Origin of the sequence: Ventrimonas sp., from assembly GCF_048380235.1 — a bacterium.
Classification (GTDB): Bacteria; Bacillota; Clostridia; order Lachnospirales; family Lachnospiraceae; genus Brotaphodocola.
The window spans coordinates 42076-55318 of the sequence record NZ_DBFCCJ010000057.1; the positions used below are offsets into that span (position 1 = coordinate 42076).

At 53.2% G+C, this 13243-nt stretch carries 10 protein-coding genes and 1 pseudogene; 5 read left to right on the top strand and 6 right to left on the bottom strand.

The genetic code is table 11. The annotated features are described in order from the left end of the window. Window positions 1–48: 48 nt before the first annotated feature. Window positions 49–957: a metallophosphoesterase gene (locus tag ACMP1L_RS09670; RefSeq protein WP_475544538.1), complete on the bottom strand. Its 909-nt coding sequence runs from the start codon at window positions 955–957 to the stop codon at window positions 49–51. Between the two features lie 47 nt (window positions 958–1004). Next, window positions 1005–1772 (bottom strand): annotated as a pseudogene (locus ACMP1L_RS09675) (D-alanyl-D-alanine carboxypeptidase family protein); the annotation flags it as partial. 715 nt (window positions 1773–2487) lie between these two features. Here ACMP1L_RS09675 and ACMP1L_RS09680 point away from each other — a divergent pair. Together ACMP1L_RS09680 and ACMP1L_RS09685 are read left to right on the top strand one after the other, a co-directional pair. Then, a complete protein-coding gene (locus tag ACMP1L_RS09680) occupies window positions 2488–3327 on the top strand; it encodes a polysaccharide deacetylase family protein (protein ID WP_418452887.1) in 840 nt (279 codons plus the stop codon). A 72-nt stretch (window positions 3328–3399) separates the two neighbouring features. Next, window positions 3400–4596: an iron-containing alcohol dehydrogenase gene (locus ACMP1L_RS09685; RefSeq protein ID WP_418452888.1), complete on the top strand. Its 1197-nt coding sequence runs from the start codon at window positions 3400–3402 to the stop codon at window positions 4594–4596. A 67-nt stretch (window positions 4597–4663) separates the two neighbouring features. Here the strand turns inward: ACMP1L_RS09685 and ACMP1L_RS09690 are convergent, their stop codons facing one another. The 4 genes from ACMP1L_RS09690 to ACMP1L_RS09705 form a co-directional block, all read right to left on the bottom strand. Continuing rightward, complete coding sequence (locus ACMP1L_RS09690; protein ID WP_418452889.1) at window positions 4664–6634, bottom strand: oleate hydratase; 1971 nt, start codon at window positions 6632–6634, stop codon at window positions 4664–4666. Window positions 6635–6721: 87 nt separating this feature from the next. Then, the gene (locus tag ACMP1L_RS09695; RefSeq protein ID WP_475544537.1) at window positions 6722–7330 is read right to left on the bottom strand and encodes a biotin transporter BioY; all 609 of its coding nucleotides are present in this window, start codon (window positions 7328–7330) and stop codon (window positions 6722–6724) included. Window positions 7331–7399: 69 nt separating this feature from the next. Then, window positions 7400–8362: a DUF3878 family protein gene (locus ACMP1L_RS09700; protein ID WP_418452891.1), complete on the bottom strand. Its 963-nt coding sequence runs from the start codon at window positions 8360–8362 to the stop codon at window positions 7400–7402. A 2-nt stretch (window positions 8363–8364) separates the two neighbouring features. Further along, window positions 8365–9405, bottom strand: a complete 1041-nt coding sequence (locus ACMP1L_RS09705; protein ID WP_418452893.1) for a transglutaminase domain-containing protein — start codon at window positions 9403–9405, stop codon at window positions 8365–8367. Between the two features lie 167 nt (window positions 9406–9572). Between ACMP1L_RS09705 and pdxR the strand changes: the two genes are divergently transcribed. The 3 genes from pdxR (at window position 9573) to ACMP1L_RS09720 (ending at window position 13239) form a co-directional block, all read left to right on the top strand. After that, window positions 9573–11021 carry a MocR-like pyridoxine biosynthesis transcription factor PdxR gene (gene pdxR, locus ACMP1L_RS09710; protein WP_177304079.1) on the top strand — a complete coding sequence of 483 codons (1449 nt, stop codon included), beginning with the start codon at window positions 9573–9575 and terminating at the stop codon, window positions 11019–11021. A gap of 210 nt (window positions 11022–11231) precedes the next feature. Beyond that, on the top strand, window positions 11232–12383 hold the full coding sequence (locus tag ACMP1L_RS09715; RefSeq protein WP_418452894.1) for an iron-containing alcohol dehydrogenase: 1152 nt from the start codon (window positions 11232–11234) through the stop codon (window positions 12381–12383). A gap of 64 nt (window positions 12384–12447) precedes the next feature. Further along, complete coding sequence (locus ACMP1L_RS09720; RefSeq protein WP_177304081.1) at window positions 12448–13239, top strand: SDR family oxidoreductase; 792 nt, start codon at window positions 12448–12450, stop codon at window positions 13237–13239. Window positions 13240–13243 lie beyond the last annotated feature (4 nt).

A 13243-nucleotide genomic window follows, 5' to 3' on the forward strand; every position in this document is an offset into this window, starting at 1 on the left:
ACACGTATGTTACAGTATAACAAAAAACCCCTGTTCTGTAAACAGAGGTTAATCTTCTTCCTCATCGGTTTTTGGCAAAAGCCGCACTACCATAAGCTGCGGACGGTTGCAGAAACGGATATTGATGGAGTGGGTGCCGAGGCCGCGCCCTACAATCATGTGCTTTCCGTCCTTTTCAAACTCGCCGGCACAATACGGATGGAAAAACTGGTACTGCGGAGTCATAACACCGCCTACAAACGGAAGACGGATGGTTCCGCCATGGAAATGGCCGGACAGGGTCAGGTCTGCCCCCCAGTCCGCGTACTGTTCAAAATAAAGCGGCGAATGGGCCAGGAGGATCTGAAACCGGCTGTCATCCGCCGGACCAAGGTGACGTTCCAGATACTCTGCGGTCATGCGTGCCGGAACGAAATCCCGGTAACAGCCGGAATCGAGGTTCAGGCCGCTGATGCGGATCTCTTCGCTCAGATTGACCGACCGGTCTGACAGATACGAAATGTTCCGCTGCTTCAGGATCCGGCGGAACTCCCGGTACATTTCCCCGTAGGTCTTGTATTCCCGCCCCAGACGCTGCTCGTGATTGCCGTTCCCGTAATATATGCGGAAGGGCTTTCCGGAATTTTCCCCGGTTGTCTGGGTCTGCACCTGACACAGGCCATCCAGGAAGCGTCTGGTGACCTCCAGACTGGCCTTTCCCGGCTTTGCTACCATGATGTCACCGCCGATCAGGATCAGGTCAGGACGGATGGTCCGGATGGAACCAAGCAGCTGGCTGTTTGCCTCGCCGAATTCTTTATCATGCAGGTCCGTCAGAAACACCAGTGTCCTCGGATTGCGGATTTTTTCAGAGTAAATACTGGTTTCCTCCACTACAAAATGCCTGCGCTCATATCCGGAGCGGACCAGGCCGACAGCTGCCGCGGCAGCACCTCCGGCCACAAGGGCTGAGAGGATTTTCATTTCTGTATTCAAAATGTGTTCGAACCTTTCTGTCAGATTTTTCCTGCGTCATGCAATGCAAATCCATAGTCCAGCATGGCTCTGGTATCTGTATAATGGGTACCCTTTGCCTTCATGACTACCGCGATCAGACGCACGCCGTCCCGCTCCACGGCTGTTACCAGCGTGTTTCCGGCCTTGGAGGTATAGCCGGTCTTTCCGCCGATGATGCCCTCATAATAGCGGGAGTCCGTTTTATACATCATCTTGTGGCCCATGGTAATGGTGCGGGCTGCGGCATTTTTGATGGCCGGGAACTGGTAGGACGTAGTAGTATCGATCTTGCGGAAGGTATCATTGGCTACCGCCGCCCTGAGGATCAGGGCCATATCGTAGGGTGTTGTTTTATGATTTTCGTTGTTTAAACCATGCGGATTTGCAAAATGTGTGTTTTTGCAGCCCAGCTCCTTCGCCTTTGCATTCATCAGCTCCGCAAAGGCGCTGACACTGCCGGATACATGCTCCGCCAGGCCGTTCCCGATCTCATTGGCTGATTTCAGTAAAAGGCCATACAGCGACTGTTCCACGGTCAGCTGGTCGCCGGCAGACACACCAAGCGCCACCGCGCCGGATTCGAGATTGGTCGTGGCAGTCTCTGAAAATGTGACGGTTTCATTCAGATTGCAATGTTCCAGAACGACCAGGGCCGTCATGACCTTGGTGATGCTGGCCGGATAAAACTGCTGATCCTGGTTTTTTCCGTAAAGGACCTCACCGGTTGCCGCGTTTAACAGTACAGCGCCCTCGGCCGCAACCTCCGGCTGACTGATGTCTGCCGCGGAAGCCGTTGACTGCGTGCTGTCTGCTGCCGCAGTAGATGGCTGCGGTGCCGGAGTCGGACTGTCGGAGGCTGCGTGGCTTCCCGCCGTGACTACGTGGGCCGGGGTACTCAAAACCGCGGGGGCAGCTTTCGTTGTGGCTGTCGTCGTGTTCTCCGGTGCCGCTGTCACCGTGCTCTCCGTTGTGGCTTCCGCCGCGGTGGTCTCTGCTGCCGTCTCGCCTGGTGCTTTTCCTACTACCACGGTTCCTGCCGCATAGGCACTTACAGCCTGGGAAAGAGCCAGGGCCAGGCCCAGACCGGCTATCTGTATTTTATTTTTATGCTTCATGCAAGTATTTCTCCTGTATTATTTGTATTCGTTTGTAACTGTTCAGTCCCTTCACAGTTACGTTCGATTTATTATAGCATGGATTTATTTTATGAAACATGACAACTTTCTTAAACTTGTCATCAGATTTCTTAAATTGTTACTGTTCACGCGTTGCGCAAACAGCAACGGATTTTGCCGATGCTTCGCATTCCAAATCGGCAAAATCTGCTGCCACCACGATATCATACGGCATTTTCAGTTCAGAAAATGCCTACCCGTGTACAGCAACCTTAAATTACCGCGTTTTTCTGCAGCCAGTCACGGAAGCATCTGCTTCTGAAATCACTCACTCTTCCATAAATATAGAAGGAAGATGTTCTGACCGGAGAATCTTATGCAATTCTTTCCCCATCCAAAACGTATGATCTGCAAAAAGCTGGCCGCAGCCACCGCGCTGTTCCTGTGCGCGTTTTTTGCCGGAAATGTCCTGGCCCACACCGTTTCCTCCCTTCGCAACCGGGAAGCCCTCCCAGCTTCTGCCTCCTGCGATAACTGGGGTCTCAGCTTTCAGCAGGAGGGGAAACCTCCTGTAGCCAATGCCACATCGGATTACTTAAAGCAGTTCCAGGCCCACTACATTGCGGATACCACCGATCCTGTCATTTACCTGACCTTCGATGCCGGCTACGAAAACGGAAACACCGCCGCGATTCTGGATGCCCTGAAAAAGCATCACGCGCCGGCGGCCTTCTTCCTGGTGGGAAACTATCTGGAAACAAGCCCGGAGCTGGTAAAGCGCATGGTGGCAGAAGGACACACGGTCGGCAATCACACCTGGCACCATCCGGACATGTCTAAAATTGCGGATCAGGCCTCTTTTTCGGAAGAGCTTTCAAAGCTGGAGCAGAAGTACCGGGAAGTCACCGGACAGACCATGAAAAAGTATTACCGGCCGCCCCAGGGAAAATACAGTGAAGCCAATTTAAAAATGGCAAAGGACATGGGATACCACACCTTTTTCTGGAGCCTGGCCTACGTGGACTGGTATGAAAACAAGCAGCCCACCCACGAGGAAGCCTTCAAAAAGCTCCTGGGCCGCATACACCCCGGTGCGATCGTGCTGCTCCACAGCACCTCAAAAACCAACGGAGAAATATTAGATGAGCTTCTGACAAAATGGGAGGAGATGGGATTCCGGTTTGGTTCCCTGGATGAACTAACCGGCAATGCATGAACCGCTGGGAAGCCGCTGGCATTTTCCGGTCATCCATGTTATGATATTCCTAAGAAAAGGAGGGTTTTTATCATGCATGCATTTACATATCATTGCCCGACCGAAATTGTCTTCGGAAAAGATACCCAGCTTCAGTTAGCAGAGCAGATCCGCAAACACGGCGGAAGCCGTGCGCTTCTTGTCTACGGAAGCGGGAGCATTGAGCGAAGCGGGCTGCTCAGCCAGCTCTGTGAGCTCCTGTCCGAAAACCAGATCCCCTATGAGCTCTTTGGCGGTGTCAGGGCCAACCCGACCCTGGAGCACGCCAGAGAAGGCGTAAAGCTCGCCCTGAAATCCGGTGCTGATTTCGTGATCGGCGCCGGCGGCGGTTCCGTGATCGATACCGCCAAGGCCATTGCCATCGGCGCGGCCAATGCCCCGACCGACATCTGGGAATTCTGGACCCGGGAAAAGACTCCGCACCGCGCGCTTCCGGTCGGCGCTGTTCTGACCATTTCAGCTGCTGGAAGTGAATCCAGCGACTCTGCGATTCTGACAAACCTTGCCACCGGAGAAAAACGTGGTTTAGGCACGGAGCTGAACCGCCCGCGCTTTGCCATCATGAACCCGGAGCTGACCATGACACTGCCGCCGTACCAGGTAGCCTGTGGCGTGACCGATATCATGATGCACACCATGGACCGGTATTTCAATCCTTATGAAAATGAGCTGACCGATGCCATCGCAGAAGCGCTTCTGCGTACCGTCATTGCCAAGGGCCGCATTGCTGTACAGGATCCAAAGGACTATGATTCCATGAGTGAACTGATGTGGGCCGGCTCTCTCTCCCACAACGGACTGACCGGACTCGGCGGCGTGAAGGATTTCGCCGTACATCAGCTGGGACACGAGCTGTCCGCCATGTTTGATACCGCCCACGGAGCTTCCCTGGCCACCGTCTGGGGTGCCTGGGCGAAGGCTGTGTACCGTACAAAGCCATCCCGGTTTGCACGCTTTGCGCGAAATGTCTGGGGAGTCACCGAAGCTGATGAGGAAAAAGCCGCTCTGGAGGGCATGAAAAAGACCGTTGCCTTCTTCCGCTCCATCGGCATGCCAACCTCCATGGAGGAAAACAAGGACATTGGCCTCCAGGATGATGTCACCCTTCACGACCTCGCCTACCGCTGCACCTACCACCGGACGCGGAGCATCGGAGCGTTCCGTGTTCTTGGAGAGGAAGAGATTTACCAGATTTATAAAGCAGCAGATCACACGGAAAAATTCGCATAAAAAAGAAACAGGGCCTGGAAGCCGCCGACGGCGACTTCCAGGCCCTTCGTTATGAATGCTAGTCTGTTCAGATCATCCCATCCCGGATCACATCATGATCCCGCAGGACCTTCTCGATCACAGTTCCTTTGAGTTTCTTTAAGAGCGGTTTCTTTAACATATTGAGCGGTCCCGGAAGCTCCATCTCCAGCGGGGACCTGCCATCCATCAGCTTCACGGTGCTGTCTAAGAGGTTGCGGATATCGTAGACGCTGCCCCATACCTCCGGCACACCGCGGTCCACGCCGAGAAGACCGTATACGGACTCCATTGCGGTACGGACGGAATACTCGGTGGTAAAGATGGTGTCACGCGGAGTCTCGGCAAACTGACCAAGGAATGCGAAGTTTACGCTGCCATCCGGAATGACATCCGGGCGGTCGCCTTTGCGTCTCGGCATAAAGAATGCTGTAATATACGGCATCATGGTCGGAACACAGACTGCGTGATTTTCTGCCAGCTCGTCAATCTCTTCCACCGGAACGCCCAGATGATACAGCCATTCCGCTGTGATTTCCTTACCGGTGCATTCCTTCATCGGCTTCTTGATGTAATCGCCCGGCACATCGGTAAAGAGACTGTATACCCAGACGCAGACATCTTCCTTCTTCTGGGTCTTAAACTGGCCCTGACGATTGATGGTCCAGCTTAACAGCCATTTGGAATCCTGACAGCTGACGATACCACCGGTTACCACGCGGCCGCTTCTCGGATCGCGCTTGCAGATCTTCTGGATATAGGAAATGATCTTGTCATCGGAGGTGGTGACGGTTGCGGACTCCCAGTTGGTCTTTTCGGTATCGGAGCAGAACTTCTCCGGATGTCCGAAGGACTCATGCTGCTTTGCGATGTTCTTCCAGAGCTCCCAGCAGCCGCTGACACGTTTCTCCGCGTCTCCCACCGGCGCGTGGTTCTGGTCACCGTAGATGGTGCCCTCGGTACAGCTTCCGTTGGTAACAAATACCAGATCCTTCTCGGTTAACGGGATCTCGGTCTCCACGCCATTTACGGTGCAGATGATCTTCTTCGCAGTCTTCTTCGCGCCTTCAATATCGAACAGCACGTTGGTCACGCGGGTGTTGAACTGGAACTGAACGCCTGCGTTCTCCAGATATTTCTGCATCGGCAGGATCAGGGAATCGTACTGGTTGTACTTGGTGAACTTCAGTGCGGAGAAATCCGGAAGTCCGCCGATATGATGGATAAATCGCTGGAAGTACAGCTTCATCTCCAGGGCGCTGTGCCAGGTTTCAAAGGCAAACATGGTGCGCCAGTACAGCCAGAAGGTGGAACCGAATACTTCGTCATCGAAGATATCTTCGATCTTCTTGTCGTAGAGGTCCTCATCCCGGGTGAAGAACAGCTTCATGATCTCCATGCAGCCTTTCTGGCTCAAGTTGAACTTGCCGTCTGTATGGGCATCCTCTCCGCGGTTTTTCGTTGCGCGGCAGAGGGAATAGTTCGGGTCATGCTTGTTCAGCCAGTAATACTCGTCCAGTACGGAAGCTCCCGGTATCTCCAGAGACGGAATACTGTGGAACAGATCCCACAGGCACTCGAAATGGTCTTCCATCTCACGGCCGCCACGCATAACATAGCCGCGGAGCGGATCTTCAATGCCGTCGCATGCGCCGCCCGCAATGTCCATGGCCTCCAGAATGTGAATGTGCCCGCCCTTCATCTGTCCGTCGCGGACTAAAAAGCAGGCTGCTGCCAGGGCAGCCAGGCCGCTTCCCACGATGTAGGCTGATTTGTCATCCACGCCCTCCGGCTTTTCCGGGTGGGCAAATGCCTCGTAGTTGCCGTTGGAATAATAGATACCCTTGCTGTTTTTTGCCTGTTTGCCCCGCTCGGTGTTGCGAAACTCTTTTAATTCCTTCTCGCGCTGCGCTTTTGCCTCCGGATCTGCTGATTTCATTCGGTTTTTTTTCATCAGCACGCTTCCGGCACCGACTGCTAACAGTGATGCTGCCCCAAGTTTTGCAAGTTTCTTGTTCATGTCAGTCTTCTCCTTCCTATTGAAAAACATATATTTGTAAGCATGTATGATTTTCTGTCAAGTATTCCCAAACCCCTCCGGCCTTATTCAGGCTTTGAGCACTGCTGAAACTGCAGGCCGTAAACGTCCCGCCAGCATGACCGCCAGCACACAGAGCATCAGGTCCGGCAGCATGGTCGGCAGACAGTAAACGCCAACGATCACGCCCATTCCCACCGGCGTCCGGGATGCCATCAGATGTGTGATCAGGTAAAAATAAAGGATCCCCGTTCCGTAGTAGAGCACAAACCCGACCAGCGTGGTGAAAAAACAGGTGATGGATTTTGCCGGCCGGAGCTTTTCACATAAAAAGCCGATCACCCACGCTGCCAGGAGAAAGCCCAGCAGAAAGCCAAAGGTCGGCCGCAGCAGATAAGCAGGGCCGCCGCCCCGCGCAAAGATCGGAAAGCCGATGAGACCGGTGATCAGATAAACCGCGACGCTGCGAAATGCGCGCTTCGAACCAAGAAGCAGACCAGCCAGCAGCACAAACAGCCACTGCAGGGTAAAGTTCATGGTATCCGCGCCCACCGGGATCACGATTTTTATAAAAGCGCCCACGGCGATCAGAGCCGTAAATAAGCCGCAGACTGCCACATCCTGGGTAATGCTCCGGGAGGAACTGCGGGATGTTATGATTTTATCTTTCATTCGCATTTTTCATTCCTTTTATAAATATTCACGGACCATTATAACCGTTTTCCTGCAATAAAACAAGAAAAAAGCCTATTCCGGTTTTTCGCAGGTAAAGGTCCGGATCTCTGTTTTCCGATTGAACCATCCCGGCATCCAGATCATCAGATGTGCTTTAAACTCCAGCGTGTCACTGGCATGGACAAAGGGCTCTTCCCGAAGGACAACAGACCGGATCCCCTTTTCTTCCAGGGCCTGCTGCCCTGCCACTGCCGCCTTCATGATCTGTGCATACCGGGCATCCCGCTCCGGTCCAAAGCTCCGGCAGGGATGGACAGCCGATGCCTGCTTCAGCTTCTCTGTCAGCAGATCCACAACCTTTGCGTGCTTCTTCCGGTGCAAAAGTACAGCAATGTACTTTGTCATCCACCTGCCGGAATGTTTTCCGTAAAGCTCCAGCGCGCGAAGGAACGACGCATCTGCGGCTTCCTTTGCCAGATCCGTCATAACCTCCAGAGCCTCCGGCGCCAGCTGCCAGCCATCCTCCCGGTCCGGAAGATACTGGGGCGGCACAGAAGGGTAGCTGGTAAAGTTTAACGGTGGAAATTTCGCCAGCCACGCAAGCTTCTGTTCCGTTTCACTGCAGCAGTCCTCGCCCATGTACTCGTATTTGTCCCACAAAATAGCAATGCGGTATTCGAGCTGCCGCAGATATTCATAACCCTTTACCCAGAAATGGCCGATCTCGCCATAGTTATAAAGCTCATATTCCAGCTCCAGCTTTTCAAAAAAAATGGTAAATACATTGTGACCCTGATGCACCACCAGGGAGGAGCGCTCTTCATTGCGGTCCAGCCGGGTTCCCAGTTCTCCGCTGTAGTCCGGCAGATATTCTCCCGTGATCCGCGCATTCCGAAAGGTCAGAAAACACTCCACCGCATCGTTCATCAGATACACCAGACGGATATCCTGCGGCGTATGAAATCCGTTTTCACCCTCCAGAAGCTCAAACTGATTCTGCTCTCCCAGTATTTCCAGCATCCGATATACGTTCATAACTATTCCTTCTCTCCCTCATTCGCTTCTTCCATATTTACATCCGGTTCCGGTGCTGACGCCGGTTCTTCCGTATAGCGAATCCGCAGGACCGCCTGGGACCAGTTTAAGCTCACATGAGGCGTTTTCCCCCGCTCCTTTCCGGCTTCCGTGATCTGTTCCAGCAGTTCCTCCAGAACCTGTCTGGTCAGATAGCCGCCACGCCAGTGGAATGTGAAAAGTTTTCCCTTCTTTGCTGCCTGCAGCGCCCGTTTTTTCACCTCCTCCAGCTTTGTGAAGGACAGCTTCTTTTCTTTATAGTAGAAATGATCTCCGTTCGTACAGGACGGCGCCGGGGCAATGAGCGGCTCGTGATCCCGGAAGATGTATTTGTCATCCAGATTAAAATAATCGTAGCGGATTTCCTCACCTGTCATACTGCATTTTCCAAGACTGTTGTCGAACGTGACATCCAGATGGTAATAAACTCCATCAATTCGGACAATATTCCAGGTATGCCGGTATTTGATGCCTTTTTCCGGGTTATTGCCGCAGATGGCGATCATGCACCAGAGTCCAAGTGCGTCACAGAGAACCTTCACCGCCTTGGCAATGCCCTCGCAGACGCCCACGCCCTGTCCCAGCGGACCTATGATCTCGTGAGAATAGGCTTTTTTTAATTTATCGTAGCGGACATTCTCACAGATAAAATCATGAATGTATTTTTCTTTTTCCCACTCAGAAAGTGTTCTGGCCGGTCGCGCCAGCTTCTCCACCCGGGATGCCATGGCCTTCTGGTGCTCCCGGACCTTGCCTTTATCAAACAAATACTCCGGCTTCATGATCAGGTTCGGCGAATCCTGATAGTGAAGGAAATGAAATCCCGATGCCCAGAACAATTCCGGGTGATCCAGCCGCAGCTGCAGAAATACTTCCGAAAGCTCCCTTGCATCTAAAAGAGGAAGCTGAAAACTGTCTGAAAGCTCTGTGAGGCCTGCCAGCATGCTGCGGTAAGCCGCCTGTTTCGGTTTCGTCATATGATCATAGTAATACGCTACAGCCATGTTGTCTCCACTTCTTTCATTTTCTTATCAGGAAACATTATATCATTATTTTCTGCTTTTCGCACCGAATTCTCAAAACATATCTGAAAGTGCTGACAAATCGGTAAAATGTGTTATAATCGGAAATAAAACGATACCAGATTTTTAATAAGCGAGGATACCAGATTATGCTGATTTATGACTTTTCCGGACGGGGAACACACCCCCTCTACGAATATCTTTACCACTGCCTGAAGGCAGACATCTTAAACGGGCGTATTCCTGCAGGCACTAAGCTGCCGTCCAAACGAGAGCTGGCTGCAGACAACCAGATCAGTGTGCGTACGGTCATAAATGCCTATGACCAGCTCCTGACGGAGGGCTATATCACCTCTGAGGAGAAGCGCGGTTACTTTGCCGCAAAGCTGGAAACCGCACCGGAACGCTCCTCTATTTCCGCCTGCTCCGTGTCTGCGCCGGAGCGGACCGCCGACCGGAACTTTGCTTCCGAAGACCCTGAACCGCTTTACAAAGAAGATACCTGGTATGCGGACTTTACCTCCAACAATACCATCTATGAGAAATTTCCTTTCTCCCTCTGGCGCAAGACCATGCGGGAGGTTTTGAGCGAATACGACCTGGAGCTGGTACAGCGGGCTCATTTTCTCGGTGTGCCGGCACTGCGAAAGGCTATTGCGGACTATCTGTACCGCTCCCGCGGCATGAATGTTTCACCGGAATGCATTGTCATCGGCGCCGGCATCGAATATCTCTATGAAAAGCTCATCAAGCTTTTGCCGGAGCACTCCGTTTATGGCGCGGAAAATCCCGGATACCGGAAGATTCCGCGTATTTACGAGGAATTCGGACTTCCATGGAAAAGCATTGAAATGGATGAATCCGGCGTCAGCATGGCCAGCCTGCGGGAAAGCGGCGCAAATGTTGTCCATGTTTCCCCGGAGCACCACTATCCGCTCGGGACTGTCACAACCGCCGGGCGGCGCCAGGAGCTGCTTTCCTGGGCGGCAGAGGCCGCGGACCGCTATATCATCGAGGATGATTATGACTGCGAGTTCCGCTACTCCACCAAGAGCATTCCTGCCCTGCAGAGCATGGATTTAAGCCACCGGGTCATCTACATGAACACCTTCAGCAAGAGCCTGGCTCCGGCTATCCGCATCAGCTATATGGTGCTTCCAAGGAAACTGATGGAGCACTATATCGCGCGTGCCAATTTCTACTCGAATTCTGCATCCAGCTGCGAGCAGTATGCCCTGGCGCGGTTTATCGAAAATGGCTCCTTCGAGCGGCATCTGAGCCGCCTGAAAAAATACTACCGTCAGGAGGGCGAGCGGCTTTTACGCATCATCAAGCAGAGCAGCCTGATTCCTTCCTCCCGCATCACCGGAGGCAGCTGCGGCACCCATCTTCTGGTGTATCTGGACACCTCGCTGACGGATGTGGAGATCCGCTGGGCAGCCAGAAGCAAAGGCATCAACCTTGCCTGTCTCTCGGAGTTCTGTACAGAAATCCGCCCGGAATATGAGCATGTACTGGTCTTAAACTACTGTGATCTAGATGAGCGGACACTGTCAGAGACCGTTCGGAGGCTAGGCAATATTTTCATCCAGTGGTAGTTACCGGCGCTTTGCTGCGCCGGGAAAAGCCATCCTCCGGGTTCTGTCATCTGGTATCTGAATCTTTTTCTATTCTGGTCGTTTTGTCAGCACCAAATCATTGCTATGATATTGCCATGTCAGACACACAGAAGCGGCACAAGGGTTCCCCCACCCAAACAGACAGCCTCCCTGTTGACACTCAAATAACAAAAAAGGAGCGTGTATCTCATGGCAACAACTTACTATTTTTTACCTACCAGAAACTTATTCGGTGAAGATTCCGTACAGGAGGCCGGCACCCTGATGCAGAGCCTTGGCGGAAAGAAGGCTCTGATCGTAACGGATTCCTTTCTTGCAGCCTCCGGTATGGCCGCTTCCATTCAGGAGATCCTGCAGAAAGCAGGAGTCCACAGTGTCGTTTTCGGCGGCGCAGAGCCAAACCCGAAGGATACCAACGTGGTGAGCGGACTGGAAGTGTTCCGGAAAGGAAACTGCGACTCCATCATCTCCCTGGGCGGCGGTTCTTCCCACGACTGCGCAAAGGCTATCGGTCTGGTTGCTTCCAACGGCGGAAATATCCGCGATTATGAGGGTGTGGATAAATCCACGAAACCGATGTGCCCGATGATCGCCATCAACACTACTGCCGGAACTGCTTCCGAGATCACACGTTTCTGCATCATCACCGATACCAGCCGTCATGTGAAAATGGCCATTGTGGACTGGCGCGTCACCCCGCAGATCGCGATCAATGACCCGAAGTTAATGGTCGGCATGCCGCCGTCACTGACTGCCGCAACCGGCATGGACGCTCTGACTCACGCGATCGAGGCTTACGTTTCCACCGATGCCAACCCGCTGACCGATGCCGCTGCCCTCATGGCCATCACCATGATCACCCAGTATCTGCCGAAGGCCGTTGCAAACGGCACCTACATGAAGGCCCGTGATAAAATGGCTTACGGCCAGTACCTGGCCGGCATTGCCTTCAACAATGCTTCCCTTGGCTATGTTCACGCTATGGCTCACCAGTTAGGCGGCTTCTACAACCTGCCCCACGGCGTCTGCAACGCGATTCTGCTTCCGCATGTAGAGGAATTCAACCTGATCGGCAACGCAAACCGTTTCCGCGATATCGCAAAGGCTATGGGCGAAAACATTGACGGTCTCTCAACGATGGATGCGGCAAGAAAAGCCATTGCTGCCATCCGCCAGATTTCCGAGCAGGTCGGAATCCCAAAGAACCTGCGCGAGCTGGGTGTCAAGGAGGAAGACTTCGGCATCATGGCAGAGAACGCCATGAAGGATGTATGCCAGCTTACCAACCCGAGAAAGGCAACCAGGGAACAGGTTATCGGCATCTTCAAAGCTGCTTATTAAAAATAAAAAATCACGCAAGCCTGGCCCCGCCGGGCTTTGCGGCGTTTGTGAAGGAGGACTCACCATGGGCATATACGCTGTCACCGGCGGCTCTCACGGAATCGGAGCCAAAACCGTAGAATTGCTGAAAAAGGAAGGACATGAGGTCATCAACATTGACCTGTTAAAGGGTGACATCACCGCAGATCTGGTGACTCTGGAGGGACGCCAGAAGGTCATTGATGAGCTGCATGCCCTGCACCCGGAGGGTCTTGACGGTCTCATCTTAAGTGCCGCCGTATCCGGCGCCTGCGGAAGCCTCACGAAAATCATCTCTCTAAACTACTTCGGTGCGGTATCTGTCATCAAAGGCACTTATGACCTGCTGGAGAAGAGGCACGGCAGCTGTGTCGCGGTTTCCTCCAACATCATCTCCCAGGATATTTCCCGCATGGACATTGCGGATCTGCTCAATAACAACGGTGATGATGAACACAAGATCCGCAGTCTGGTCTCCTCCCTGGATGCCTCCGACTTAAGTATCGGCAACAGCATCTATGCCGCCTCCAAATATGCCCTGGCTCGCTGGGTGCGCCGCCATTCCGCCTCCTACGCAGCCAACGGCGTCCGTATCAACGCGGTGGCTCCTGGCAACGTGGGAAGCGCCATGACAGCCACCATGTCCCACAGCGCCAGAGCTTCCTTAAATGCCCTGCCGATCCCGACCCGTTACGGCCAGGAAACCTTTATGGATCCGAAGGAGATCGCGCTGGCCATCGTATTTCTGGCTTCGGAAAAGGCCTGCGGCATCAACGGCATTGTCATGTTTGTGGACGGCGGAACAGATGCTCTGTTAAATACAGAAAAGGTTTATTAGAGGA

What these genes read in the sequence shown, in the direction of transcription:
- ACMP1L_RS09680 (WP_418452887.1), top strand. Translation starts at nt 2,488, where the DNA reads ATGCAATTCTTTCCCCATCCAAAACGTATGATCTGCAAAAAGCTGGCC.
- ACMP1L_RS09685 (WP_418452888.1), top strand. Translation starts at nt 3,400, where the DNA reads ATGCATGCATTTACATATCATTGCCCGACCGAAATTGTCTTCGGAAAA.
- ACMP1L_RS09690 (WP_418452889.1), bottom strand. Translation starts at nt 6,634, where the DNA reads ATGAACAAGAAACTTGCAAAACTTGGGGCAGCATCACTGTTAGCAGTC.
- ACMP1L_RS09695 (WP_475544537.1), bottom strand. Translation starts at nt 7,330, where the DNA reads ATGCGAATGAAAGATAAAATCATAACATCCCGCAGTTCCTCCCGGAGC.
- ACMP1L_RS09700 (WP_418452891.1), bottom strand. Translation starts at nt 8,362, where the DNA reads ATGAACGTATATCGGATGCTGGAAATACTGGGAGAGCAGAATCAGTTT.
- ACMP1L_RS09705 (WP_418452893.1), bottom strand. Translation starts at nt 9,405, where the DNA reads ATGGCTGTAGCGTATTACTATGATCATATGACGAAACCGAAACAGGCG.
- pdxR (WP_177304079.1), top strand. Translation starts at nt 9,573, where the DNA reads ATGCTGATTTATGACTTTTCCGGACGGGGAACACACCCCCTCTACGAA.
- ACMP1L_RS09715 (WP_418452894.1), top strand. Translation starts at nt 11,232, where the DNA reads ATGGCAACAACTTACTATTTTTTACCTACCAGAAACTTATTCGGTGAA.
- ACMP1L_RS09720 (WP_177304081.1), top strand. Translation starts at nt 12,448, where the DNA reads ATGGGCATATACGCTGTCACCGGCGGCTCTCACGGAATCGGAGCCAAA.